Source organism: Neorhizobium sp. PAMB6630, assembly GCF_058242775.1.
Genome location: NZ_JBZAYV010000002.1, coordinates 639,419 through 664,154, shown reverse-complemented (window position 1 = coordinate 664,154; position 24,736 = coordinate 639,419). Strand labels below are relative to the sequence as shown.

22 protein-coding genes are annotated in these 24,736 nt (G+C 60.7%); 10 read left to right on the top strand and 12 right to left on the bottom strand.

Annotation, left to right across the window (positions count from 1 at the left end):
• Positions 1 to 56: 56 nt before the first annotated feature.
• Positions 57 to 1,364, top strand: coding sequence for an NtaA/DmoA family FMN-dependent monooxygenase (locus AC4CWF_RS21800; RefSeq protein ID WP_491287575.1), 1,308 nt, complete (start codon positions 57 to 59; stop codon positions 1,362 to 1,364).
• Between the two features lie 8 nt (positions 1,365 to 1,372).
• Here the strand turns inward: AC4CWF_RS21800 and AC4CWF_RS21795 are convergent, their stop codons facing one another.
• Positions 1,373 to 2,068, bottom strand: coding sequence for a DUF4396 domain-containing protein (locus AC4CWF_RS21795; protein WP_491287746.1), 696 nt, complete (start codon positions 2,066 to 2,068; stop codon positions 1,373 to 1,375).
• Positions 2,069 to 2,175: 107 nt separating this feature from the next.
• The gene (locus AC4CWF_RS21790) at positions 2,176 to 3,474 is read right to left on the bottom strand and encodes a cation:proton antiporter (protein WP_491287574.1); all 1,299 of its coding nucleotides are present in this window, start codon (positions 3,472 to 3,474) and stop codon (positions 2,176 to 2,178) included.
• A gap of 320 nt (positions 3,475 to 3,794) precedes the next feature.
• On the opposite strand from AC4CWF_RS21790, the gene AC4CWF_RS21785 reads away from it, so the two are divergent.
• From AC4CWF_RS21785 to AC4CWF_RS21745, 9 genes are all read left to right on the top strand, one after another.
• Complete coding sequence (locus AC4CWF_RS21785) at positions 3,795 to 4,991, top strand: patatin-like phospholipase family protein (RefSeq protein ID WP_491287572.1); 1,197 nt, start codon at positions 3,795 to 3,797, stop codon at positions 4,989 to 4,991.
• 154 nt (positions 4,992 to 5,145) lie between these two features.
• Positions 5,146 to 5,838, top strand: a complete 693-nt coding sequence (locus AC4CWF_RS21780) for a response regulator (protein WP_491287571.1) — start codon at positions 5,146 to 5,148, stop codon at positions 5,836 to 5,838.
• Entirely contained in the window at positions 5,835 to 7,106 is a 1,272-nt protein-coding gene (locus tag AC4CWF_RS21775; RefSeq protein WP_491287570.1) for a HAMP domain-containing sensor histidine kinase, read from the top strand. The genes AC4CWF_RS21780 and AC4CWF_RS21775 overlap by 4 nt, the downstream gene beginning before the upstream one ends.
• 226 nt (positions 7,107 to 7,332) lie before the next feature.
• Positions 7,333 to 8,421, top strand: a complete 1,089-nt coding sequence (locus AC4CWF_RS21770) for an efflux RND transporter periplasmic adaptor subunit (protein ID WP_491287568.1) — start codon at positions 7,333 to 7,335, stop codon at positions 8,419 to 8,421.
• A complete protein-coding gene (locus AC4CWF_RS21765; RefSeq protein ID WP_491287567.1) occupies positions 8,418 to 11,516 on the top strand; it encodes an efflux RND transporter permease subunit in 3,099 nt (1,032 codons plus the stop codon). The genes AC4CWF_RS21770 and AC4CWF_RS21765 overlap by 4 nt, the downstream gene beginning before the upstream one ends.
• A gap of 162 nt (positions 11,517 to 11,678) precedes the next feature.
• Positions 11,679 to 12,827, top strand: a complete 1,149-nt coding sequence (locus AC4CWF_RS21760; RefSeq protein ID WP_491287566.1) for a mandelate racemase family protein — start codon at positions 11,679 to 11,681, stop codon at positions 12,825 to 12,827.
• 5 nt (positions 12,828 to 12,832) lie between these two features.
• A complete protein-coding gene (locus AC4CWF_RS21755; RefSeq protein WP_491287565.1) occupies positions 12,833 to 13,462 on the top strand; it encodes an SGNH/GDSL hydrolase family protein in 630 nt (209 codons plus the stop codon).
• An 83-nt stretch (positions 13,463 to 13,545) separates the two neighbouring features.
• On the top strand, positions 13,546 to 15,144 hold the full coding sequence (locus tag AC4CWF_RS21750) for an ABC transporter substrate-binding protein (RefSeq protein WP_491287564.1): 1,599 nt from the start codon (positions 13,546 to 13,548) through the stop codon (positions 15,142 to 15,144).
• Positions 15,145 to 15,305: 161 nt separating this feature from the next.
• On the top strand, positions 15,306 to 15,836 hold the full coding sequence (locus AC4CWF_RS21745; RefSeq protein WP_491287563.1) for a carboxymuconolactone decarboxylase family protein: 531 nt from the start codon (positions 15,306 to 15,308) through the stop codon (positions 15,834 to 15,836).
• Positions 15,837 to 15,863: 27 nt separating this feature from the next.
• Here AC4CWF_RS21745 and AC4CWF_RS21740 read toward each other — a convergent pair whose 3' ends face one another.
• The 10 genes from AC4CWF_RS21740 to AC4CWF_RS21695 form a co-directional block, all read right to left on the bottom strand.
• Positions 15,864 to 16,625 (bottom strand): ABC transporter ATP-binding protein, encoded by a 762-nt coding sequence (locus tag AC4CWF_RS21740; RefSeq protein WP_491287562.1) that lies wholly within the window; start codon positions 16,623 to 16,625, stop codon positions 15,864 to 15,866.
• Positions 16,625 to 17,461: an ABC transporter ATP-binding protein gene (locus AC4CWF_RS21735; protein ID WP_491287560.1), complete on the bottom strand. Its 837-nt coding sequence runs from the start codon at positions 17,459 to 17,461 to the stop codon at positions 16,625 to 16,627. Before AC4CWF_RS21735 ends, AC4CWF_RS21740 begins: the two co-directional genes overlap by 1 nt.
• A gap of 4 nt (positions 17,462 to 17,465) precedes the next feature.
• Entirely contained in the window at positions 17,466 to 18,350 is an 885-nt protein-coding gene (locus AC4CWF_RS21730) for an ABC transporter permease (protein WP_491287558.1), read from the bottom strand.
• Positions 18,350 to 19,372, bottom strand: coding sequence for an ABC transporter permease (locus AC4CWF_RS21725; protein WP_491287556.1), 1,023 nt, complete (start codon positions 19,370 to 19,372; stop codon positions 18,350 to 18,352). Before AC4CWF_RS21725 ends, AC4CWF_RS21730 begins: the two co-directional genes overlap by 1 nt.
• A 174-nt stretch (positions 19,373 to 19,546) precedes the next feature.
• Positions 19,547 to 19,867: a cupin domain-containing protein gene (locus tag AC4CWF_RS21720; protein ID WP_491287554.1), complete on the bottom strand. Its 321-nt coding sequence runs from the start codon at positions 19,865 to 19,867 to the stop codon at positions 19,547 to 19,549.
• 64 nt (positions 19,868 to 19,931) lie between these two features.
• Positions 19,932 to 20,672, bottom strand: coding sequence for a FadR/GntR family transcriptional regulator (locus AC4CWF_RS21715; RefSeq protein WP_491287552.1), 741 nt, complete (start codon positions 20,670 to 20,672; stop codon positions 19,932 to 19,934).
• A gap of 279 nt (positions 20,673 to 20,951) precedes the next feature.
• Entirely contained in the window at positions 20,952 to 21,926 is a 975-nt protein-coding gene (locus AC4CWF_RS21710; RefSeq protein ID WP_491287550.1) for a LysR substrate-binding domain-containing protein, read from the bottom strand.
• An 89-nt stretch (positions 21,927 to 22,015) separates the two neighbouring features.
• The gene (locus AC4CWF_RS21705) at positions 22,016 to 22,903 is read right to left on the bottom strand and encodes an NAD(P)-dependent oxidoreductase (protein WP_491287548.1); all 888 of its coding nucleotides are present in this window, start codon (positions 22,901 to 22,903) and stop codon (positions 22,016 to 22,018) included.
• Positions 22,904 to 22,911: 8 nt separating this feature from the next.
• Positions 22,912 to 24,171 carry a TRAP transporter large permease gene (locus AC4CWF_RS21700; protein WP_491287546.1) on the bottom strand — a complete coding sequence of 420 codons (1,260 nt, stop codon included), beginning with the start codon at positions 24,169 to 24,171 and terminating at the stop codon, positions 22,912 to 22,914.
• Entirely contained in the window at positions 24,168 to 24,734 is a 567-nt protein-coding gene (locus AC4CWF_RS21695) for a TRAP transporter small permease (RefSeq protein WP_491287544.1), read from the bottom strand. The genes AC4CWF_RS21700 and AC4CWF_RS21695 overlap by 4 nt, the downstream gene beginning before the upstream one ends.
• Positions 24,735 to 24,736: the final 2 nt, after the last annotated feature.

Sequence of the window (24,736 nt, the reverse complement as noted above, 5' to 3'; positions counted from 1 at the left end):
AACGCACAGAGAGGCCCGGCGCACAGCCGGGCCTCCACTTACGAACAGGAACTGTCATGGGCCCCAGCAGAAAACTTCATATCGGCATGTCACTCACCCCCACCTGGCTCAGCGGAAACGGCTGGCGCCGGGACGACAGCGGCATCGAGGGTGCGCTGACGACGGACTTCTATCTGGACATTGCCCGCCGGGCAGAAGCGGCAAAGCTGGATTTCGTGTTCCGGCCTGATACGCTGTTCGTCAACACAGCATTGCTCGGAAAGGGTGGCGGATTCGCAGGTCTCGACTCCACCCTGCTGCTCGCGGCTCTTGCGCGGGAGACGCGCCATATCGGTCTGCTCTCCACCGTCTCCACCATGTTCATGCCCCCTTATATCCTTGCCCGACAGATCATGTCGCTGCATTGGCTGAGCAACGGAAGAGCCGGCTGGAACATCGTCACCGCGCTCGATGGCTATCAGAACTTCGGCCTTAAAAGCATGCCTTCTTCGGAAGACCGTTATGCGCGGGCGGCCGAATATACCGAGGTGGTTCGGCTGCTTTGGCAGAGTTTTCCCGAAACGGCGATACTTCGAGACAGGGAGAGCGGCGCGATGACCGATCCTGCACAAGTGAAGGCCATCAATCATGTCGGCCCGCATTTTCGGGTCAAGGGCCCGCTCAACGTGGCCGGTTATGCCAGGGCACCTGTTCCTCTGGTGCAGGCTGGCGCTTCTGAGCCTGGGCGCGAATTTGCAACCCAGGTTGCCGATGCCATTTTTGCCTCGACGCCGGACATGGAGGCCGCCATCGAGCTGCGCCAGGATCTGCGGACCCGCGCCAAGCGGCATGGACGCAACGCGGAGGACATTCGCCTCCTTCCGGGACTGAGCCTCTATCTTGCGGAAAACCGCGCCGAAGCCTTCGACCTGTTTGAGGAAACGCATGCCGGCGCAGATCGTGCCCGAAAGATCGCGCATATCCGTAACCTCACCGGACTTGACCTTGAGACCTGGCCGGATGATCGCCGCGTGCAGGTGTCCGACCTGCCCGTGATGCCGCCGACATCGGGAAGCCGCACGCATGGGGATCTGCTGCGCCGTCTGATTGCGCGCGAGCCTTTGACCGTTGCCGAATTGCTGAGCCGGCCGGAAGTCAACGGTTCAGGCCACTGGCGCATCATCGGGACCATCGATGATGCGGCAGCCGAAATCATGCGATGGACGAAGGCTGGTGCCATCGACGGATTTGTCCTCACACCCGGCGGTTCGACCGGCTGCATGCATATGGCGCTCGCCGGCCTCATGCCGCGGCTGAGCGACATGGGTTTGCTGCGGCGCGACTATACCGGGGACACATTCTTCCATCATCTGTCAGAACGTTAAGTACGCCATCACATCTTTTCCTTGATGCCGGCACGGATCAGATACCAGTTTGCCGGATAGCTGGTGATGAAGCCGCAGATCATGGCGATCTGCATGATGAACCAGAATTCAGCGCTGTTGACGTCTGCCCGAAGCCCGAAGAAAGACGGCAGAAGCGCCAGCTGGAACAGCGCCATGGCGCCATACATGCCGACCTGCCAGGCGATCAGCGACATCGTGTCGGCCTTCAACGCTGCGATCAGCCCCTTGCGCGGCGAAAGCTTTCGCATCGGCACGATGGCAAAATACTGGAAACCGACGCCGAGCAGGAAGGCGAAGATGAAATCCAGGATCCACACCGCATACATCTTCTCCGCAAAGATCGACTGCCAGCCCAGCGCCAGCGCAACGGAAGGCACAAAAAAGGCCAGCCATTCCGCGAGAACGTCACCGATCATGCAGCCGCTGCCGCAATGCAGTGCGCCCTTTCCCACCATGATTGGAAAGGATGTCGAACCGCCGTGGCCGTGACCACTTGAGCGGCCATATCGATAATAAAGAAACAAAAGCGGAAGCGAGCCGAACAAAGCCGTGACCGGCCAGACAATGTTCATGATCGCCATAGGCTGGGGGTGGTGCCAGACATCCCACAGCAGGATCAGCGAGGCGACAGCTCCGAGCAAGAGGCATGCCAGAGAAACAAGGTGAAACCATTGCGGAAATATATGAACCTCCAGAATAACGTAGTTCCCGTCGTTCCGGCCTTTGACGGGCAGCGTGCCCTGCCGGGCATGCTGGAAAAGCCACAGAGCAGCAGACAGGCTGATGAGATCTATGGCCTGCGGATCATTTTGTCGGGCATCGGCAGCTCTTCTTCCGTCTCCTCGGCCGGCTTCTTGACGACGGCGCGGATCACTCTGCCGAGTGTCAGCCCCTGAACGAGGATGGTGAACAGAACCACCTCATAGGTGGCCGTGAGAATGAAATCGCGGCTCTCGTTCGGCGGAAGCGACAGCGCCAGGGCTATCGAGATGCCGCCCCGGACGCTGCCCCAGGTGAGCACCGCCACCGAGCCGCGTGTAAAATGCATGACCTTGCTCAGGAGGCCGATTGCGCCGGAGACGGCCACCAGTCTTGCCAGAAGCACGATGGGAATTGCGATGACGGCGACAAGCCCGAGCCTCGGCGCGAAGGACAAGACCAGGACTTCCAGGCCGATGAGAAGGAAAAGCAGGGCGTTCAGGATGTCGTCGACGAGTGTCCAGAAACCGAACAGATAGCGTTTCGTCGTGTCGCTCATGGCGTGGCTTGCGCCTCGGTTGCCGATCAGAACGCCCGCCACGACGACAGAAATCGGGCCGCTGACGCCGATCGTGTCAGCCAAGGCAAAGGTTGCCATCGCCAATGCGATGGAGAGCATGACTTCGATCGGATAATCATTGATGGCGTGCATGGCCCGATAGGTGATGTAGCCCGTCAGAAGCCCCAGAAGAACACCCCCTCCGGCCTCCACAAGCAGAAGTTCGGCAACGCGAAAAGCGCTCGGATTGTCACTGCCATCGGCAAACATCAGGGCTGCGGAAAACAGGACGATGGCGATGCCGTCGTTAAACAGCGCTTCCCCCGCCATGTCCATTTCCAGGGTTTCCGGTGCGTGGGTGGAGCGCAGCGTTGCGAGCACCGCGATCGGGTCCGTCGGCGCGATGACCGATCCGAACACCAGTGCCCAGGCAAACGAAAGCGGCACGCCGAACCAGTCAGCCGCAAGCCACAGTCCGGCACCGACCATAAGGGCCGTCACGGCGACGCCAACGGTTGCTAGCGCCGCAACGCCCCAGGCCCGGCTGCGCAATCGCTGCAGGTCGATCTGCAGGGCTCCGGCAAACAGCAGAAAGCCCAGCATGCCGTGCAGCACGGTTTCGGAAAAATCAATGCCGCGGATCGTCTGAAGGAGGCCTGAGGTCAGGGCCGACCAGCCAGTCAGCGCGGAGGACAAAGCGATGCAGATGGCAATGCCGAGACCGGAAACCAGCAGCATGACATTGGAGGGAAGGCGCAAAAAGCGGTGGTTCGACCATGAAATCGCCGCCGTCAACGTCAGCAGGATTGCAGAAAGCTGAAACAACGACAATGGCTTACCCCTGGCTCGGCCGAGCAGATGCTCGGCCCGACTTTCTTCCGTCCATGGGCAAACACCATGGAACCATCAGAGTTCCGCCTTTTTTGTCCGGGCTGGCCGATGAAGGCTCGCGCCTCCTGTGTCTCGTCTTCGCGGACGCCCCCTGATCCGGCGGCATCTGTCCGGGCTCCTCCAGCCTTTTCGGTCGCGGCACGCCATTACAAAACTTTACGTTGGGCTGACACTGCTTAACGAAGGGCGGGCTAATGAATGTGGCGAACGAACAGATAGGTCGCATGGTGTCCTTCCCAGCCCAAAAGTCTCGGGTCCGCATGGCGGCAGCAGGGATTGCTGTCATCGCAGCGCTTGCCGGATGCGCCGATACGACGCGGCAAAGTTATACCAGTGCTGAGGCGGCTGTTGCGGTGGTGCCGGGTTTCTCCTCCTTTCGCATGTATCTTGATGCGCCGATGCTGCCAAAGAACGTGAATTCCTGGGCGCCCCTGACGACTGGGCCGGAGAAGAATTTGCTTGTTATATCGGGAGGAGGAGCGGGCGGCGCGTTTGGCGTCGGGGTTCTCTCCTCCTGGACGAAGAAGGGCACGCGCCCTTCCTTTGACATAGTCACCGGCGTCAGCACCGGGGCGCTCATTGCGCCCTTTGCTTTCCTCGGACCCCAGTACGATGAGCGGCTCGTCGCCCTCTATACCAGCGGCGTTGCACGTTCGCTCCTGCAATTGCGGCCGCTGCCGGCGGGTCTGCTCGGCCAAAGCATGGCCAAGGCCGAACCGCTGCGACGCATGGTCGAGGAGAATGTAACCCCGGCAATGCTGGCAGCGATCGCGGCCGAACACCGGAAAGGTCGTCGTCTGCTCGTCCTGACGACCAACCTCGATTCCCAGCGCGCCGTGGTCTGGAACATGGGAGCAATCGCCGACAGCGGCAGACCGGATGCGCTGCGGCTTTTTCGCAACGTCCTCATCGCGTCCGCCAGCATTCCTGGAGTCTATCCCGCCGTCATGATCGACGCGGAGGCGAACGGCAAACCGATCAAGGAAATGCATTCCGACGGCGGAACCGCGTCTCAGTTTCTTGCCGTGCCGGATAGTCTGATGAACGGTGGGGCAATGCCCGCCAGAATCCCGACGGGGCCGGGCTCCCACATCTATGTGATCATCAACAATGCTCTCATTCCGGAATTCACGATGATGCAGGACAGAACGCTGCCTGTCATCTCGCGTGCCTATGCGACGCTGGTGAAGTCGCAGACGCGCAGCGCCCTTCAGGCACTCTATGGATTTTCACAGCGGACCCGCACCGCATTTCACGTTGCCGCCATCGATGCCGTTGTTCCCTACGACACGAGCGATCCCTTCGGCACCGACTACATGAGGGCGGTGTTTAATCTCGGTGCTGCCGAGATGGAGGCTGGCAGCGCCTGGAAAACCCGTCCGATGTTTTCAGGGCCGGCCTTGGCCGCCACGCAAACCGCGGTGGCCAGGATGCCGGAGCCTGGAAAGACCGAATGAATGAGATGAGCGTGCCTGAAAGGCAGCCGAAACGGTTGGCAGCAAAGGCCCCTGTGATGCCGGCAAATCCTGATCGTGATTGCCAATAAGCCCCAGAGGCTGGAAGATGACGCAGGCGATGAATGACACGGCTCCGACGCCCACAGGTAAAACCATGACGAAAGTGCTTCTGATAGACGACGACCGGGAGCTGACCGGACTGCTTGTGGAATACCTTGAGGAAGAAGGGTTCGAGGCGAAAGCCGTCGACGATCCTCGGGTCGGCCTTGCCGAGGCGACATCGAATTTTTACGAAATCGTCGTGCTTGACGTCATGATGCCGCGCCTCAACGGCGTGGACGTGCTGCAACGGATCCGCAAGACAAGCGACATTCCCGTTCTCATGCTGTCTGCGCGCGGCGAGAATATCGACCGGATCATGGGGCTGAACCTCGGCGCCGATGACTATGTGGCCAAGCCCTGCACGCCGGCCGAGATTGTCGCCCGACTGCGCGCGATCCTGCGCCGCTTCAACAGGAGCAGCGATGCCGATGCGGGTGCGCATTCTCTCCAGGCCGGCGAGCTTAGCCTTAACCTCGCAAGTCGGGAAGCATCGTGGAAGGGTGTACCCCTCCATCTGACGGGGGCGGAATTTAGCCTTCTCGAAGTGCTTGCCCGCAACGCCGGCCAACTGGTGTCGCGCAGCGAGATATCGCGCCGCGCGCTGGGGCGGGCGCTCACCCCGTTCGACCGGGGCGTCGATGTCCATATCAGCAGTATCCGCCAGAAACTCGGATTGCGCCCCGATGGCCAATCCTGGATCAGGACAGTCCGCGGCCAGGGTTATCAGCTGGTACAGGACCGATGAGCCGGCTGTTCTGGAAAGTATTCGCGCTGGTCTGGGTGTCCATTGCGGGCCTGATCTGCGCCCTGATCCTCCTCACCAATGTCTTCCGCATTGAGCCGCCCCAATACGAGATCGACCTGCGCAAGAAGGAGTTTGTCGCAGAGCTGGCGGCGGCTCTCGTCCGGGATCACAACATTGCGGCCACGGACACGCTGGCAAAAGCCACGACACAGTCGGAGTCCGGGGTCCGGTTGACGGTCGACACACTCTCGGCAAATGCCTGCGCGGGAGAGGATTACGATGCCTATGTCATGGCTGATAACGTCTGTTATGCCATCCGCACCACCCTGCCCGATCCGGGGACCGGAAAATTCGCTTTCCTGTTTTTCCCTTTCCTGCTCGACGCTGTCGGCAGCCTCATTGCAGCGGCGGCTCTGGCCTATTATCTGGCCGGGCCGATCGTGACGCTGAGAGACGGATTGAACGCGCTGGCGCATGGCGATTTCCGGATCCGCATCGGCGACCGGTTCGGGGGCCGGCAGGACGAGATATCCAATCTCGGGCTGGACTTTGACGCCACCGCCTCAAAGCTCCAGGCGCTGCAGGATGTGCAGCAACGCCTCTACCATGATGTCTCCCACGAACTGCGCTCCCCCTTGTCGCGTATCCAGTTCGCCATCGGCGTGTTGCGCCAGAATCCGGTCAAGCTCGAGGCGATGCTGACGCGGATCGACCGGGAGATCGGGCGCCTCGATCTGCTGGTCGATGAGATCCTGACGCTGGCCAAGCTCGATTCCGGTTACACCTCGTCCTTTGAAGAGAACAAGATCGACATCATCGACATTCTTGCCGCCATCGTCGACGATGCGGCCTTTGAGGCCAAGGCAAAAGAGGTTGCGGTCGTTCTTGAAGGTGTCCAATCCTTCGTGTGCGATATCAATGGGGAGCTGATCTACCGGGCGCTCGAAAATGTCGTGCGCAATGCCGTCAAATATACCAGTGCGGGCACTTGCGTGACCGTTTCTGCAGCGTTGATCGAAAGCCAGTCGAGAAAATCCTTGCGGATCTGCGTCCGCGATCAGGGTTACGGCGTTCCCGAAGAGGAGCTTGGCCGCATATTCGAGCCTTTCCAGCGGGGCGCCGATGCAGCCCATGTGTCCGGGCATGGCCTTGGCCTGACAATCGCGCGACGGGCGATCGAGATCCAGGGCGGCAAGATCGTGGCGCAACGCAACGATGACGGCGGTCTGACCGTCGTGATCGACATTCCGGGCTCGCCTGCCGTCTAGAGCAATTCCAGCAAAAGTGGGAACCGGTTTTGCGTTCGGAATTGCGTGAAAACAAAGAAATAGAGCGTTTCCGGTGAACCTGTGTTCACAGGAAACGCTCGAGCGCTCTTTACATAACTTTACCGTCTCATAACCGTGCTTAGCACTCGTTTTGCTAGCCTGCAGTGACGGACAACCGGGAATGCCAAATGGCATGCCAGCGGTTGCAGCTAGCAGGACCGACACCATGGACACAAGATCAAGCAATGCGATGATTGTCTGCGTCGCACTCGGATGGGGCGTCTTTGCAGCGCCCGCCGGCGCGCAGGATGCATCGTCCCCTCCCAGTGCGCTGACGGTTGAAATCGTCAGGCCAGAGGTTCGGCAATGGTCGGAAACGGTCTCCGCCTCGGGCTGGCTGCAGCCCTGGCAGGAGGCGGTCATCTCGTCTGAGGTGAGCGGGCTGAAAACCATCGACGTCCGCGTCGATGTCGGCTCGACGGTGAAGCGCGGCGATCTGCTGGCCGAGCTGGACTCGGCGAGCGTGCTGGCCGATATCAGCAAGCAGGAGGCAGCCATCGCCACGGCAGAGGCCAATCTCGACGAGGCGAATGCCAACGTCGATCGCGCCCATACGCTGGGGACATCGGGCGCTTTGTCGGGGCAGACGATCACGCAATACCTGATTGCCCAGCGCACCGCCCAGGCAAGCCTCGCTTCAGAAAAAGCCGGGCTGAAAAGCCAGCAGATCAAACTGCAACAGACGAAGATTATCGCCCCGGACGATGGAGTGATCTCGTCGCGTTCGGCAACACTTGGCGCTGTGGTCTCCTCCGGCTCCGAGATGTTCCGGCTTGTCAGGCAGGCGCGCGTCGAATGGCAGGCGGAAGTTCCAGCACAATATCTTTCGTCCATCAAGCCGGGGCAGACCGCAAAACTTTCCCTGTCGGACGGATCTCAGGTGAATGGCACGGTCAGGCTCATTTCGCCGACCGTTGTGGCCCAGACCGGGCGCTCCATTGTGTTTGTGGCGCTCCCGTCGCAGACCGCGAAATCCGGACAATTCGCCAACGGCCGGATCGAGATCTCGGTCGCGCCGGCAATGGTTGTGCCGCAGACCGCCATCGTGCAGCGCGACGGCAGCAATTACGTGTTCGTCATGGCCGATGCCAGCCACGTGGAAAGACATCTGGTGCATGTCGGACGACGGCAGGACGATAGCGCCGAGGTCATCGATGGAGTGAGCGCCGACGCGCGCGTCGTTAAAGCGGGCGGCGCGTTTCTGTCGGATGGTTCGACCGTCAGGGTTGTCGACACGGCGGAGGCATCCCAGTGAATTTCTCCTCCTGGTCCATCCGCAATCCCGTTCCGTCCATCCTGCTTTTTGCTCTCCTGATCGTCTGTGGCGTTCTGGGCTTTTTCGGCCTCTCCGTGCAGAATTTTCCGGACATGGACCTGCCCACCATCACCGTGAACGCGACCCTTGACGGAGCAACACCCAGCCAGCTGGAAACCGAAGTCGCGCGCAAGATCGAGGACAAGCTTGCCGCGCTGGACAAGCTCGATCACATCACCAGCAAGCTGACGGACGGCACGGCGGCCATCACGGTTACATTCCAGGTGGGGAAGAACACTGACGCGGCGCTCAACGAGGTTCGCAACGCCGTTGATAGCGTGCAGGCCGATCTGCCGCAGGACATGACGTCGCCGACGGTCTCCAAATCGACCGTCCAGTCATCCGCCTTGCTGACCTATGTCGTACATTCAGACCGCCTGAACGAGCAGGAAGTGTCCGGGTTCGTGGACAATGACGTCTCGAAAATGCTGCTGGCGGTTCAAGGCGTCGGCCAGGTCGATCGCACCGGCGGCGTCGATCGCGAGGCGCATGTCGATCTCGATCCGGCGGCAATGCGGGCGCTTGGCGTCACGGCTTCGGATATTTCCACGCAGATCAAGGCTGTGCAGGTGGACCAGTCCGGCGGCGTGGGCCAGATCGGCGGATTGCGCCAGACGCTGAGCACTTTGGGTGCCGTCCGCTCTGTTGATGACCTGAAAACGGTACAGATCCCGCTTTCCACCGGCGAACGTGTCCGCCTCGATCAGGTGGCAAAGGTCACAGACACCTTTGCCGAGCGCAGTTCGCTGTCTTATGAAGACGGGCGCTCCGTGGTTGCCTTCCAGATCAAACGATCGAACGGATATTCCGATACCGGCGTTGCGGCTGCCGTCCGGAGCGCCGTGCAGACGTTCAAGGCGGCCTATCCACTTGTGACGATCGAAGAGGCGAGCAACACGGTCACGCCGATCGAGAGCAATTATCATGCCTCCATGGACATGCTTTACGAGGGGGCAGCGCTTGCGGTCATCGTCGTCATGCTGTTCCTGCGCGACTGGCGTGCAACGGTGCTGGCCGCGGTTGCACTGCCTTTGTCCGTCATTCCAACCTTCCTCGTCATGTATCTCGCAGGCTTCAGCCTCAACACGGTTTCGCTTCTGGCACTGTCTCTCGTCGTCGGTATTCTCGTTGATGACGCCATTGTCGAGATCGAGAATATCGCGCGCCATATCGGCATGGGGAAAAATCCCTATGACGCGGCGATGGAGGCTGCCGCCGAGATCGGCCTTGCCGTCATTGCAACCACATTTACCCTGGTTGCCGTGTTTCTGCCGACCGCCTTCATGTCCGGCATCCCCGGCATCATCTTTCGCCAGTTCGGCGTGACGGCGGCCGTGGCCGTGCTGTGCTCTCTTCTGGTGGCGCGCCTTCTGACCCCCATGATGGCGGCCTATTTCATGAAGGCGCATCCCGGTGAGGAGAAAGACGGCTGGATCCTCTCGACCTATATGCGCATCGTGCTGTTCTGCCTTGGCCACCGCAAGACCACCCTTTTGTGGGTCGGTGTGTTTGTCGGTCTGTCCTTTGCCATGATCCCGCTTCTGAAGACGGGTTTCCTGCCCGCGTCCGACACTGCCCAGACGCAAGTGACCCTGACGACGCCGCCGGGAAGCTCGCTTGACGACACGCGGTCGACCGCCATGGCGGCCGCCAGGATCATCTCGAAAATTCCCCACGTCAGCCATGTCTTCAACGCCGTGGGAACCGCCGCTTCGGGCGGAAGCGGCCCGGACGCCTCGACGACCTCGAGCACAACATCTGCGACGCTGGTCGTCGATATGGAACCGCTCAGCCAGCGCAGCGCAAGCCAGTCCGACATCGAAAATGCTATCCGGCAGGCGCTGAAGGAACTGCCGGCAGTGCGGGTTCAGGTTGGAAACGGCGGCAACGGGACGCAGCTGCAGATTACGCTGGCGGGAGATGACAGCAACGTGCTCGATGGCGTGGCCGCATCGCTTGAAACCCAGTTGCGAACGCTGAAAGGGATCGGCAACGTCACGTCGAGTGCTGCCCTTCAGGCTCCCCAGATCCAGATCAAGCCGGACTTCGCCAAAGCTGCCGCATTGGGCGTGACATCTCAGGCGATTGCCGACACGCTGCGCATTGCCACGAATGGCGACTATTCCTCGCTCATGCCAAAGCTCAACCTGCCCGAGCGACAGATACCGATCCGGGTGCAGCTTGACCCCGCCCTTCGCAACGATCTGTCCGCGCTCTCCCTGTTGACCGTGAAGGGCAATGGCAACGAAGTCATGCTGTCGTCCGTCGCCACGATTTCAATCGGCGGCGGCGCCTCCCAGATCGACCGTATCGACCGGTTTAGAAACGTCACCCTGACGGTCGAGTTGAACGGTCGTATTCTCGGCGATGTCATGAACGAGGCAAACCAGCTCTCCGCCTTGAAGAACCTGCCATCGGGCATTCATCTTGTCGAGCAGGGAGAATTGCAGCGCTCTTCGGAACTGTTCACGAGCTTTGCCATCGCGATGGGAATAGGCGTGTTCTGTGTCTACGCCGTTCTGGTGCTGCTGTTCCATGATTTTCTGCAGCCGATCACGATCCTGATGGCGCTGCCGCTTTCGGTGGGCGGTGCTCTCCTGCCACTCGTCCTCACAGGCACGGCGTTCTCTTTCCCGGCAGTGATCGGCCTGTTGATGCTGATGGGGGTCGTGACCAAGAACTCGATCCTGCTGGTGGAATATGCCATCGTCGAGAGAAGGGCAGGGGTCGACCGCGTGGCAGCCCTTCTGGATGCGTGCCACAAGCGCGCGCGCCCCATCATCATGACCACTATTGCGATGGGTGCTGGCATGCTGCCAGCGGCCTTGAGCATCGGCGAAGGCGACCCGAGCTTCCGTCAGCCGATGGCCATTCTCGTGCTTGGCGGTCTCATGACGTCGACATTTCTGAGCCTCCTCGTCATCCCCGTAATTTTCACCTTCATCGACGACCTGCTGGTTCTGATCATGCGGCCCTTCGACAAGACGCCGAAGACCATGCCGATGACCAAAACCATCGCTCCCGCTTCAAGCTGACCGGTCAGGCTGACCGGCGTTGTCGTGCGCCAGGAGCCTCGGCGGATCGGCTTGCGGTGCCGTTGAGGATTTTTGTATTACAGGTTTGACAGTTTCGGTGATATTTGCTTAAACCTAACTGACAGGTCTGTGACGCGCTGTCGTAAGCGAGCAGGAATACCGATGATCATTACCGATGTTTTCGTGCGACGGTTTCGCACGACCACGCGCCGCCACTCGGATAGCGCAGGCCATGCGCATCCCGGTCCGCCGCATCAGGTCGAGCAGGCCATTTTGACCATTCGCACAGAGGATGGCCATGAAGGGCATTCCTTCACGGCTGCCGAGATCGTGCGGCCGCACGTCATCGAAAAATTCGTCAAGAAGGTGCTGATCGGGCAGGATCACCGGGATCGGGAGCGGTTGTGGCAGGATCTTGCCCACTGGCAACGCGGCTCGGCGGCACAATTGACGGATCGCACGCTGGCGGTCGTGGATTGTGCCCTGTGGGACCTTGCCGGCCGCACGCTCTCCACACCTGTCTACAAGTTGATCGGCGCCTATCGCGACAAGGTTCTGGCCTATGGGTCGGTGATGTGTGGCGACGAGTTGGAAGGCGGCCTTGCCACTCCCGAAGATTATGGCCGATTTGCCGAGACGCTGGTGAAGCGCGGCTACAAGGGCATCAAGCTGCACACCTGGATGCCACCCGTCAGCTGGGCGCCGGATGTGAAGATGGACCTCAAGGCCTGTGCGGCCGTGCGCGAGGCGGTCGGTCCCGATATCCGGCTGATGATCGATGCCTTCCACTGGTATTCCCGCACCGATGCGCTGGAGCTTGGCCGCGGGCTAGAAAAGCTTGGCTTCGACTGGATCGAGGAGCCGATGGATGAACAATCCATGTCCTCCTACAAATGGCTGGCGGATAATCTCGATATTCCGGTCGTCGGTCCCGAAAGTGCCGCCGGCAAGCACTGGCATCGGGCCGAATGGGTGAAATCAGGTGCCTGCGATATCTTGCGTACTGGCGTCAACGATGTCGGCGGGATCACGCCTGCGCTGAAAACCATGCGTATGGCCGAATGTTTCGGCATGGATTGCGAGGTCCACGGCAATACGGCCATGAACCTGCATGTGGTGGCGGCCTCGAAAAATTGCCGCTGGTACGAGCGCGGCCTGCTGCATCCCTTCCTCGAATATGATGACGGTCACGACTATCTGAAATCGCTTTCCGATCCGATGGATGCCGACGGCTACGTGCATGTGCCCGATCGTCCCGGTCTCGGCGAGGATATCGATTTTGACTTCATCGAGAACAACCGGATCGGATGAGCGCGATGAGGACCATCCTTGCCTTCGGAGACAGCCTGACCTGGGGTGCCGATCCTGCAACGGGTCTTCGCCATCCTGTGGATGCGCGCTGGCCGGATGTGCTGGAGAAAGAGCTTGGCGGGCAGGCGAAGGTCATCGGCGAGGGGCTTGGCGGGCGTACCACCTGCTATGACGATCATACGGGTCCGTGTTGCCGCAATGGCGCAAAGGCCCTGCAGGTGGCACTTGCCAGCCACATGCCGCTTGATCTCGTCATCATCATGCTCGGCACCAATGATTTGAAGCCGGTGTATGGCGGGCAGGCGGAACCGGCGGCATCGGGCATGCGGCGCCTGGCCCAGATTGTCGAGACCTTTCCCTACAAGCCGAAATCCGCCATCCCGAAGCTATTGATCGTGGCGCCGCCCCCGTGCGTTGCCGGCCCGACCGGAACCCCTGCAGCCGGCCGCAGGATTGCAGAATCCGAGCGGCTTGCCCCGCTTTACCAGGCCATTGGCGCGGAACTCGGTCATGCATTTTTCGATGCCGGCAGTCTTGGCAGTGCCTCGCCCATCGACGGCGTTCACCTGGACGCCGAAGTCACACGCGCTCTCGGGCAGGCGCTTGCTGCGCCCGTCAGAGCCATATTCGCCTGATCCGGTAACGTCCGTGGAGGAGTAGCCGCCGGATCGCCATGTCAAAGGCCGCCATCAGGGAGTGGGGCCGAAAGGGAGGAAGCATGAAGAAGTTTTTTATCTCCGCAGCGCTTGCCGTACTTCTGTCGGGCGTCTCGCCGCTGGCAGGCCTTGCCGAAACGCCGAAGGATCAGCTGGTGGTTGCCACCACCATGAGCAATATCCTGACGCTTGATCCCGCAGCCATCACCGGCCGGGAGACGGTGCAGGTGCTGAACAATGTCTATGACACGCTGGTCACCCTCTCGCCGCAGGATCGCAATCTTGAGCCGCGCCTTGCGGAAAAATGGGAGATTGCCGAGGATCGCATGTCGATCCGCTTTCATTTGCGCAAAGACGCCAAGTTTGCCTCCGGCAATCCGGTCACGGCACAGGATGTCGCCTGGAGCCTGAAGCGCCTGCTGGTGCGCAATCTGGCCCAGTCCTCCTTCCTCAAGACACGCGGCTTCAAGCTGGACGCCGCCGACACGCTTTTTGTGGCCGAAGATGCCCATACCTTCGTCCTCAATCTGCCGGGCGCGGACGATCCCAACCTGCTCCTGATGATCCTCGCCCAGAACGGCCCCGGCTCGATCATCGACAGCAAGACGGCGCTGAAGAACGAGAAGGATGGCGATCTCGGCGGCGCCTGGCTCACCACCAATTCAGCGGGCTCCGGTCCGTTTACGCTCACGCAGTGGAAGTCCAACGAATTCATTATCCTCACCCGCAACGATGGTTATTGGGGCCAGAAACCTGCCATGCGCCGCGTGCTGATGCGGCATCTGCCGGAATCGCAATCCCAGCGCCTGATGATCGAAAAGGGTGACATCGATGTCGCCTATTCGCTTCAGGCGCCAGACCTGAAGGCGCTCGAGGCGGACAAGGCCATCTCGATTGCGTCGGTTCCCGGTTCGGGCTTCTATTATCTTGCCGTGTCGATGAAGGATGAGCGGTTCGCCAACAAGAAGGTGCGCGAGGCACTGCGCTATCTCATCGATTACAAGGGGCTGGATGAGGCCGTTATGCCGTTCTACGGCAAGCTGCACCAGCGTTCGCTCAGCACTGGTGTGATGGGGTCCCTGCCGGACCAGGGTTATACGCTGGACATTGCAAAGGCCAAGGCACTGCTGGCGGAAGCGGGATATCCCGATGGTTTCGAGACGACCCTGCGTGTCCTCTCCGAAGATCCGTTCCTGAAGGCCGCAACGGCCATCCAGAACACGCTTGCCCAGGCCGGCATCAAGGCGAACCTGATCAGCGGCTCGGGCGACCAGATCTACGGGGCCATGCGCGAGCGCAAGTTCGAACTTCTGGTCGGGCGCGGCGGTGGCGGCCAGCAGCCGCATCCGGACAACAACCTGCGCTCCATGGCCTATAATCCGAACAATTCCGACGAGGCAAAGCTCACCAACTACCAGAGCTGGCGCACGAGTTTTCAGGATGAAAAGCTGAACAAGATGATCGAGGCAGCACTCGTCGAGCGCGATGGCGCCAAGCAGGCAAAGCTCTATGAGGATCTGCAGGCCTATATGGACGAGCTTGTCATGCCGATCCAGCCTTTCTCGGAAGTGGTCGATACGGCCGCATTCCGAAGCGACATCGGCGGCATGATCGTCAGCCCCTGGCTGTCGCGTTTCGAAGGCGTGACCAAGAACAGATAAACCGCCGTTTCCTCCTGCCCGGTGGTTGTCGAAAGGGACGCGTGGCGACACGTGTCCCTTTTTCCGTGAGGATCCGCAGTCCCCAGCATGGATCGGCCTTGCGCCCGCTCAAAGACGCTTTAAGTCTTGCCGCAGCACACGCAAACGGGCCGGACTTCTGCATGCCGCACATTCCGATGATCGACTATGACACCGCACCTCAAGACATTCGCGAGGCGCATGACGAGGAACTGCGCCTGCGCGGGCGCATGACCAATATGAAGCGGACGCTTCTCCATTCGCCGCAGGCCCATCGCATCTATGCCGAGTGGTTCACGCTGCGGGCAGAGCTGATCCCTGACGTCGACGACCGGGCAATCCAGGTGTTTTGCCGGGCGATTTCCGAAGAGGCCGGGTCGAAGATTGCCGTTACATTCTTTCGCCGCGCCATCACGCTCTCCGGGGCAGACCCCGATGCGCTGGACCTGCGTGACGAGGACCTGCTTCTGGATCGGTTCGGTCGTGCGATTGTGAAAAATTCCAGCGCCATCCCGCCCGACATCTGGACGGATTTGAAGGCGCTCTACAGCCACAAGGTCCTGGTGGACCTTGTGGCGCTCGCCGGCATCATGCTGGCGACAGCGATCTTCAACAATGTGGTCGAGGTTCCCTTCGATACGGAACTGGAACCCTTTGCCGCCGCCGGTCCCTGATCCGGCGGTGGGGAAGGAGAGGGCGCGTCAGCGAATGCCTTCATATTCCAGCGATGCGCCGATCAGTTCGCGTGCATAGGGGTGGCTTGCACCGTTCGTGGCAATCGCTTCATGTGGCAGGATCTCGGTCACTTCGCCACGCAACATCACCGCAAAGCGGTCGCACATATGGTCGACTACCGCCAGATCATGGGTCACCATGATATAGGTAAAACCGCGCTCATTGCGCAGGCGCTGCAGCAGGTTGAGGATTTCGGCCTGCACCGAGACGTCGAGCGCCGAGGTCGGTTCATCGAGAAGAAGCAGCGACGGCTCAAGGATGAGCGCACGCGCGATGGCAACACGCTGGCGCTGGCCGCCGGACAGCTGATGCGGGAACCGGTCGAGAAAGGAGACCGGCAGGCCGACATCGGTAATGGCCCGGCGCATGCGCTCTTCGCGGTCGCCAAGCTTGTGAATGACAAGCGGCTCATTGAGCACCGTGCGCACGGACTGGCGCGGATGCAGCGATCCGTAAGGGTCCTGAAACACCATCTGCAGCGTGCGGCAGCGTTCGATCAGCGGCATATCGCGCACGGAGCGGCCATCGATCAGTACCTCACCTTTCCAGAAGTCCGTCAGCAGCGATACGCAGCGAAGGACGGTGGACTTGCCCGACCCGGATTCCCCAACGAGCCCGAAACATTCACCACGCTTCACGCTGAACGACACGCCCGGCAGAACCTTGACGGCGCTTGCGCCGGTCCCAAAGCTGATGGAGAGATTACGCACCTCGACGGAAACGGACATCAGGCGTTTTCCTCCAGCCATTCGGGTTTGCGGTCAAGCACCGCCAGCGGTTGACGTGTGCCGCCGATGCGCGGTTGGGCGGCCAGAAGTCCTTGCGTATAGGGGTGCCGGGCCTGATCGAGGTCGCCCGCATTCAAAGTTTCGACCACCTTGCCGGCATACATGATCAGCACGCGATCACAGAAATTGCGCACCAGATTGAGGTCATGGCTGATCATGATCAGGCCGATGCCCCGGTCGCGCACCAGGCCATCGAGAATGGTCAGAACCTGCAGGCGCACGGTGACGTCGAGCGCCGAGGTCGGCTCGTCGGCAATCACCAGATCGGGATCGGCCAGAAGCATCATGGCAATCATTACGCGCTGGCCCATGCCGCCGGAAATCTCATGCGGATATTGTTTGAACACCCGCTCGGCATCGCGGATCTTCACGGCCTCCAGCATTGCAACGGCCTTCTCATGCGCCTCGCGCCGGCTGCATTTGAAGTGGCGCAGATAGGTTTCCGCCACCTGATCGCCCACGCGGCGAATGGGGTTTAGCGAGAATTTCGGGTCCTGCAGGATCATCGACATGCGCCGGCCGCGAACCTTCAGCATCTCCCTCTCGCTCAAGGAGAGAAGGTCGACATCGTCGAAGCGCAGCATGTCTGCCGTGATCGTGGCGCCCGGCAGCAGCCGCAGCAGGGCACGCCCGACGGTGGATTTGCCGGAGCCGGATTCGCCCACAATGCCCAGCCGTTCGCGCCCGAGCGTGAAGGACACGCCCCGCACCGCCTCAGTGGTTGAGCCGCCATAGCGGATGCGCAGGTTCTGGACGTCCAGTATGGTCTTTTCCATCGCCTTACCTCCGGTTCATCTGCTTTGGATCGAGTGCATCACGCAGGCCATCACCTAAGAGATTGAAGGCAAGGCTGACAGACAGGATCGAGACGCCGGGGAAGGTGACGAGCCACCAGCTGTCCAGCATGTAGCGGCGGCCTGTCGCGATCATGGCGCCCCATTCTGGCATGGGCGGCTGGGCGCCAAGACCCAGAAAACCGAGGCCCGCTGCCGTCAGGATGACGGTTGCCATGTTGAGCGTCAGGCGTATGAGCACCGAAGGCAGGCACATCGGCATGATCGATTTCACGATGATGCGGCTGGTCGAGGCGCCTTGCAGGCGGGCCGCTGCAATATAGTCGGCCTTGCGGAAGGTCATCGCCTCGGCTCTGGCCAGCCGCGCAATCGGCGGCCAGGAGGTAAGCGCGATGGCGATGATCGCATTGTTGAGGCTCGGCCCGAGCGCTGCCACGAAGGCAAGCGACAGGATGAGGCTCGGGAAAGAGAGAAAGATGTCGGTGATGCGCATCAACACCATGTCGAACTTGCCACCGAGATAGCCGGCGGAGGTGCCGATGACGAGACCGATCGGCCCGACGACGATCGACACCAGGAAGATGATGGTGAGGGTGATGCGGGCGCCGTAGACAAGGCGGCTGAAGATATCGCGACCCAGTTCGTCGGTGCCGAACAGATGGCCGTTGCCCGGCGGCTTCAACACATTGCCGAGCGCCTGCACGTAAGGATCATGGGTGGCGATCAGCGGTGCAAAAATTGCCGTCAGGATCAGGACCGCCAGAACGGCAAGGCCGAAGGCGGAGGTCGGGCTGCGCAACAGGAAAACGACGATGTTGTTCAGCGCCATCAGCCAGCCAGGCATCCTGCGGGTGTGCGTGTTGACGGTCATCAGCGTGTCCTGGGGTCAAAGATGCGATAGAGAAGGTCGGACAACAGGTTGAGCCCGATGAAGATGACGCCGACGATCAGCACGCAGGTCATCACGGCGTTCATGTCGCCGATGATGAGGTTGCTGGTCAGGTACTGGCCAAAGCCCGGCCATGAAAAGACAGTCTCGATCAGCACGGCACCTTCCAGAAGCGAACCATAGGCAAGCGCGATGATGGTGACCAGCTGCACCCTTATATTGCCGAAGGCATGCAACCAGATGGTCTGGCGCTGCGACAGGCCTTTGACGCGGGCCGTGGTCACATATTCCTGACCCAGCTGGTCCAGCATGAAGCTGCGGGTCATGCGCGTGATATAGGCGGAGGACGAATAGCCAAGCAGGGCGGCCGGCAGGATCAGGTGGTTGAGGGCCGACCAGAAGACGTCCATTTCCCCGGCCATCAGGCTGTCGATCAACAGGAAGCCGGTGCGCTCCTCGACAAGGCCGATATAGAACTGGTCCATGCGCCCGCTGCCACCGACGAGGCCGAGATGGGCGTAAAAGACGATGAGCGCGATCATGCCGGTCCAGAAGATTGGCATGGAGTGGCCAAAGAGGCTGAAGACCCGCACGAGATGATCGGGCCAGCGATCCTTGTTCACGGCCGCAAGGACTCCCATGGACACGCCAAGCCCGGCCCCGATGACGATGGCGAAGGTGGCAAGTTCGATCGTGGCCGGCATGACATGCAGGATATCCTGGATGACCGGCTGGCCGGTGCGGATCGAGGTGCCGAAATCCCCCGTCAGCACATCGCCGAGGTAATAGACGAATTGCTCATAGAGGGGACGATCCAGCCCCAGAGACGTATAAACCTGCTCGTAGGTTTCGCGCGTGGCATCTTCCCCGACCATGGCGCGCACCGGATCGGCCGGCATCAGCCGTCCGATGAAAAACGTCAGCATCAACAGGCCGAGAAGGGTGATGGCAATACTGCCAAGCTGACCGGCAGCACCGGCGAGCCGCAGGCGACTGAATGACATGGCTCCTCCAAACATTGACCGAACACAGGCTCCCTGTCAGACAACTATGCCTAACCTGTCACAAGCGTTTGAAAGTGTCAACTCTGTCCGGAAGGTGCCGTGCTGGCCCGGATGAGGCATTGATCGCGCTGCCGCTCAAGACGGCATCGCGATCGGTTACAGGTACCGTCTTTTCTAAGCCAGGAAGTCGTCGCGGCGCGGGGTGAAATTGTCGATCAATTCGCCCTCTTCGACGCATCGGCAGCCATGTTCCACACCACCAGGGATGACGAGACTGTCTCCGGGGGTGAGGTCAAACGCATTTCCATCCCGAAAGAACACGAAGCGGCCGCTGGCGACATAGGTCGATTGAACATGCGGGTGGCTGTGAAGTTTGCCCTCCGCGCCGGTCTCGAAGCGGAAGGAGACGACCATCAGGTCCGGGCTTTCGGCCAGAATACGACGCGTCACGCCGGGGTCGGGATGGGTTGGGGGAAAGGTCGGTAACGTCATCATGGTCTCCTCGCATGTGAATGTTGATATCATACATGCTTTAAAAGATACCTGACAAGTCCGTCGCTCACGCCGGTTGCGGTGCCCGTTCCGGCCGCTGCGAGCGCAGAAGGGCCTTGTAACGCTCCAGACTGCCCCGCAGGTGGGCCTTCATGTGGATACGCGCGGCATCTGCATCGCCTTCGATAATGGCATCGACAATGGACCCGTGTTCTTCCTGGAGATGAAGATTATAATCCTTCGGCCGGGCACCCGGCGCCTCTCCCTGCAGATCGCCGCGCGGGATGATGCCGGTGCGGATCAACTGCAGAAACTCCGGAAAGCGACGGTTTTGCGTGGCTTCGGCAATGGCGAAATGCAGGTTGAAGTCGGCGTCTCGTGTCGGCGCGCCGTCGCTCAGGCACTGCCCGACAATCCGGTGTGCATCCAGAATCTCTTCAATTTGGGCGGCGGACCGTCGAAGAGCGGCAAGTGCGGCGGATTCGACCTCGAATACGGTGCGAAGCTCGAGAAGTTCGATCACCGAAGAGATACGCCGGGTGGCAAGGTCGTTGAAGGGTCGCTCCGATTCGCGCTGAACTTCCAGCGCAAAAACGCCAGCACCCTTTCGTGCCTCCACCAGCCCATCGGCCCGCAGGATTGCAATGGCTTCGCGCACGACGGTGCGGCTCACGGCATAGTCGCGGGTCAGCGCGCTTTCGCTGGGCAGACGGTCGCCCGGGCGAAACACCCCCGAAACAAGATCCTGACGCAGCGCAGCACTGATCTTGGATGCCAGTGACTGCCCCTGCTGGCCTTCGCGCGCCATCACGTCCCCACACTCTGTTACCTGTCAGGCAAGATTATCGACTTCCGGATGGCCTGCCAAGGGTTTGTTCTGTCTGCGGCGGGATTTGCAAGGCGCCGATGGGTCCGCCTGTCGGGCACCCCACAGGCTGTCTTGTACGTGCTTTGCGGATGTGGGGATATCAAGTCGCTGGTGAAACGGAGACTGATCTCAGCATACCCTTGCTTTCATGCGCTGGAACACGCGACCGGCCAGCATGAGCGTGGGATACTGAAAACCGGATCTGGATCGGTCAGCGCGCTACAAGCGGCCGGGCTCTTCCTCACGGGCCATGCGGAAGGTGCAGCCAAGGTTTTCAAGCAATTGCCGCGCAGCCTGATCAAATTTCGTCCCCTCTGCGCGGATCCAATCGGTGAACAGGCTGACGGGGCGTCTGTTTGTGTGGCGTAAGGGGCATACGATCCAATAGGCCGGAAATTCAACCACATCGAAGGCCGTGGAAAAGGGCACCAGGGTTCCACGCTCCAGATCTTCCTGTGCAAGCGTTGCCGAATCAAGAACGATGCCAGCGCCATCTCGTGCGAGCTGGATCGCCATGGACGAGCGATCGAAGCGAAGCGGCGCCTGCTCGGTCGGCGGATCTATCCCGTGAACCATCAACCAGACGTCCCATTGGTAGAGTGCTTTTACCGAATGGACCAGCCGTGCCTGAGACAGTTGCAGAACGGGATCATCGCTGAAGGTCCGGATCTTCTCCCGATACTCGGGGCTGCACATCGGCAGCACGAAGTCATTGATGATGCATTCGGTGTGGAGTTTTTCCCAGGCGCCGGATCCGTAGCGAAGATCGAGATCGACGATTTCTGTCTCGAAATTGGAGAAATCCGGTGTTGCATCGACCCGCACGCCCCAGTCCGGGTTGGCATCCAGAAAGCCTTTGAGGCGCGGCGTCAGCCAGCGAACCGCAAAGCTGGGGCTTGAGCGAATGTTCAGTTGTCGGCTGTTGTGCTGGCGCAGAACGGCCGAGCGCGCGCCGCGGATCATCCGAAAGGCCGTTGTCGTTGTCTGGAACAACATTTCGCCGTCGATGGTCAGCGTCAGGCGGCGGTCTTCGCGTTTGAACAGCCGGACGCCCCATTGTTCTTCCAGCTGCTTTAACTGCTGGCTGACGGCCGCTGCCGAGACACCCAGTTCCACAGCCGCCAGCGACACCCGGCCGGTGCGGGCAACCGCTTCGAAATAGGCCAGGGAATTGAGGTTGGGATTGATCGGCAAGCCGGCCTCCGCTGTGAAGCTTCAAACCATTCGTGCCAAAGCAACAGGCGCGCGGGCGTTTTGTCTATGAGCCGCGCGCACTGAGCGTGTCAAGAGAGGCCGTTCAGACGTCGGTAAGCGGCAACCACCTGGCTGTCGTCAGCCGATCCGTTGCCGCTGCCGCTTTCCGCCAGAAACATTTGATGCGCAGCCGCTGCGAGCGGTAGCGCCATGGATGCGGAGCGTCCGGCGGCGAGAGCAATACCAAGATCCTTCACGAAGATGTCGACAGCGCTTGTAACCGGCGGCGTGTCCATCAGCATACGTGGCCCTCGATCCCTCAGCATCCAGCTGGAGGCCGCCGAGCCTGACACGATTTCAAAGAGGACCTTGGTATCGACACCGGCTTTCTCACCCAGCGCCATTGCCTCACCGGCCACAGCCAGATGCACCCCGCAAAGAAGCTGGTTGATCGCCTTGACGGCCGCACCCTGGCCTTGCTTTGGCCCGCAATGGTAAAGCTTGTCCCCCATCGCGCTGAGGACCGGCGAGACGGCATTAAAGGCCGCCTCCGGTGCGCCGACCATGATTGTCAATGTTCCGGCTTGCGCACCCACGACACCACCGGACACAGGGCAATCGACGAGGACCCTGCCGCATCCCTCAAGTTCACCGGCAAGCCGCGTCACATCGTCCGGCGGGCAGGTGGCCATCAGGCAGATATGTGCGCCATGGGGCAGGGCAGCGAGCGCCCCGTCCTGCAGCAGCACCGATCGGGCCTGCTCGGCATTGACCACCATCAGCACGAGAATGTCTGCATCCGTGCAGGCCTGCGTCAACGTCTCTACACGCACGCCGCCTTGCTGTTCCAGCGCATCCATGGCCTCCTTCCGCATGTCGAAGCCGCGAACAGTATGGCCGGCCTTCACCAGATTGTGGGCCATCTTCGCGCCCATGGAGCCCAGACCGACGAACGCGATTGTCTTTTTTTCTGTCATGGTGCGCCTCAGTAGAATGTCAGTGCGGGGACGTATGACATCAGCACGAGTACCGCGAGGGCGACCCCGTAGAAGGGCCAGAGTTCCTTGACCACCGCCCCAATGGGCACTCGGGCGATGACCGCGCCGATGAACAGTGTTGTGCCAATCGGCGGGGTGAACAGGCCGATGGACAGGTTGATGCAGATCATCACACCCAGCTGGATCGGATCCATGCCGATGGACTGGCCGATCGCCACGAATGTGGGGCCGAGCAGCAGGATGGCGGCAGGAAGATCGAGGAACATGCCGATGACCAGCATGATGATATTCATCATCAGGATGATCAGGAAAGGATTGACCAGCGTTTGCTGAGCCCATTGCGCCACAATGGTTGGCACGCGTTCGGTGATCAGCACATGACCGACAAGGCTGGACGCAGCGATTACCAGCATCACCACGCCTGTGGTGGTGACGGTGCCGACCAGCGCCTGATAGATGCGATGCCAGGTGAGGTCCCGGTAGATGAGCAGGCTGACGACCAGCGCATAAAACACCGCAATGACGCTGACCTCCGTCGGCGTGGCGATGCCGGCGCGCAGAAGCAGCACGATGAAAAAGGGCATGGCAAGCGCCGGCAGGGCGAGAACGACAGAGCGGCCAAACGAGGTGAGATCACGGTTGGCTGCCAGGCGCGGAAAATTGCGCAGCCGGCCGGAGAAGTAGCAGACCAGCATCATGCCGAAGGCGAGCAGCAGGCCGGGCAGGACAGCTGCCGAAAACAGTTTGGCAATCGAGGCGTTGGCAACCGTCGAATACAGGATCAGGGGAATGGACGGCGGGATCAGCCCCGCAATTGTCGAGGATGATGCGGTGACGGCAGCGGCAAAGGCAGGCGGGTAACCCTCTCTCTTTTGCCAGGGGATCAGCATGGTGCCGAGTGCCGAGGCTTCAGCAACGGCGGAGCCCGAGACGCCGCCGAAGATGGTGGAGCCAACCACGGTGACCTGTCCCATGCCGCCGTGGAAGCGGCCAACGAGCTTGGCTGCGAACTGCACGAGCTTCTGGCCGAGCGTACCCGACATCATCAGCGAGCCGGACAGGATGAAGAAAGGAATGGCAAGCAGCGGGAAGCTCTGAGTCGGCTGGAACAGCTTGACGACAGCAAGAACGGTGGGCGTGCCGCCCTGCCAGAGGATGGCTGCGCCCGCAGCAATGATCAGTGCGTAGCCCACCGGCGTTGAAATCGCCAGCAGGACTGCGAAGATGCCGGTCATGATCGCGGTCATATCGTGTGCTCCGCTTCTGGCTGATGAAGGTTTTCCGGATCATCGCTGAAGGCAACGCGGACGAGATTGACGAGGGATGCGATTGCAATTCCGCAGAAGCCAAACAGCAGCGACGAATAGGCCCAGGCCTGTCCAAGGCCTGTCATCGGGAAGACCTGCGCCTTTGTGATCGAGATGACCTGCAGTGACAGATAACCAAGATAGCCAAAGGAGATGGCCACCAGAAGATGGATGGCCATCAACAGCACGCGCAGCTGCGCCTTGCTGAGGAAGGCCAGGATGGCCTCCGCCGCAATATGCGAACCGCGGATGGCCCCAAGGACGATGCCGCCCATGATCAGCCACGGAAACAGCAGGTTGGGCACTTCGTTTGGCCAGCCAAGCCCGGATTGGGTCACGTAGCGGATGACCACCTCAAGCATGAGAGCCATGAAGATGGCAACGACGCAGGCGATTGCAGACACCATCGCGATGCGCTCGATCAGAAAGCCAATCCCGTTGGCAATCGCCAGGACGGGGTGGTTCCCCGTCTTGGCATTTTCCGTGTGGAGATGATCCGTCATGG

Coding starts and splice junctions, on each gene's coding strand:
- AC4CWF_RS21800 (WP_491287575.1), top strand. CDS start 57: ATGGGCCCCAGCAGAAAACTTCATATCGGCATGTCACTCACCCCCACC.
- AC4CWF_RS21785 (WP_491287572.1), top strand. CDS start 3,795: ATGGCGGCAGCAGGGATTGCTGTCATCGCAGCGCTTGCCGGATGCGCC.
- AC4CWF_RS21780 (WP_491287571.1), top strand. CDS start 5,146: ATGACGAAAGTGCTTCTGATAGACGACGACCGGGAGCTGACCGGACTG.
- AC4CWF_RS21775 (WP_491287570.1), top strand. CDS start 5,835: ATGAGCCGGCTGTTCTGGAAAGTATTCGCGCTGGTCTGGGTGTCCATT.
- AC4CWF_RS21770 (WP_491287568.1), top strand. CDS start 7,333: ATGGACACAAGATCAAGCAATGCGATGATTGTCTGCGTCGCACTCGGA.
- AC4CWF_RS21760 (WP_491287566.1), top strand. CDS start 11,679: ATGATCATTACCGATGTTTTCGTGCGACGGTTTCGCACGACCACGCGC.
- AC4CWF_RS21755 (WP_491287565.1), top strand. CDS start 12,833: ATGAGGACCATCCTTGCCTTCGGAGACAGCCTGACCTGGGGTGCCGAT.
- AC4CWF_RS21750 (WP_491287564.1), top strand. CDS start 13,546: ATGAAGAAGTTTTTTATCTCCGCAGCGCTTGCCGTACTTCTGTCGGGC.
- AC4CWF_RS21745 (WP_491287563.1), top strand. CDS start 15,306: ATGCCGCACATTCCGATGATCGACTATGACACCGCACCTCAAGACATT.
- AC4CWF_RS21740 (WP_491287562.1), bottom strand. CDS start 16,625: ATGTCCGTTTCCGTCGAGGTGCGTAATCTCTCCATCAGCTTTGGGACC.
- AC4CWF_RS21735 (WP_491287560.1), bottom strand. CDS start 17,461: ATGGAAAAGACCATACTGGACGTCCAGAACCTGCGCATCCGCTATGGC.
- AC4CWF_RS21730 (WP_491287558.1), bottom strand. CDS start 18,350: ATGACCGTCAACACGCACACCCGCAGGATGCCTGGCTGGCTGATGGCG.
- AC4CWF_RS21725 (WP_491287556.1), bottom strand. CDS start 19,372: ATGTCATTCAGTCGCCTGCGGCTCGCCGGTGCTGCCGGTCAGCTTGGC.
- AC4CWF_RS21720 (WP_491287554.1), bottom strand. CDS start 19,867: ATGATGACGTTACCGACCTTTCCCCCAACCCATCCCGACCCCGGCGTG.
- AC4CWF_RS21715 (WP_491287552.1), bottom strand. CDS start 20,672: ATGGCGCGCGAAGGCCAGCAGGGGCAGTCACTGGCATCCAAGATCAGT.
- AC4CWF_RS21705 (WP_491287548.1), bottom strand. CDS start 22,903: ATGACAGAAAAAAAGACAATCGCGTTCGTCGGTCTGGGCTCCATGGGC.
- AC4CWF_RS21700 (WP_491287546.1), bottom strand. CDS start 24,171: ATGACCGCGATCATGACCGGCATCTTCGCAGTCCTGCTGGCGATTTCA.
- AC4CWF_RS21695 (WP_491287544.1), bottom strand. CDS start 24,734: ATGACGGATCATCTCCACACGGAAAATGCCAAGACGGGGAACCACCCC.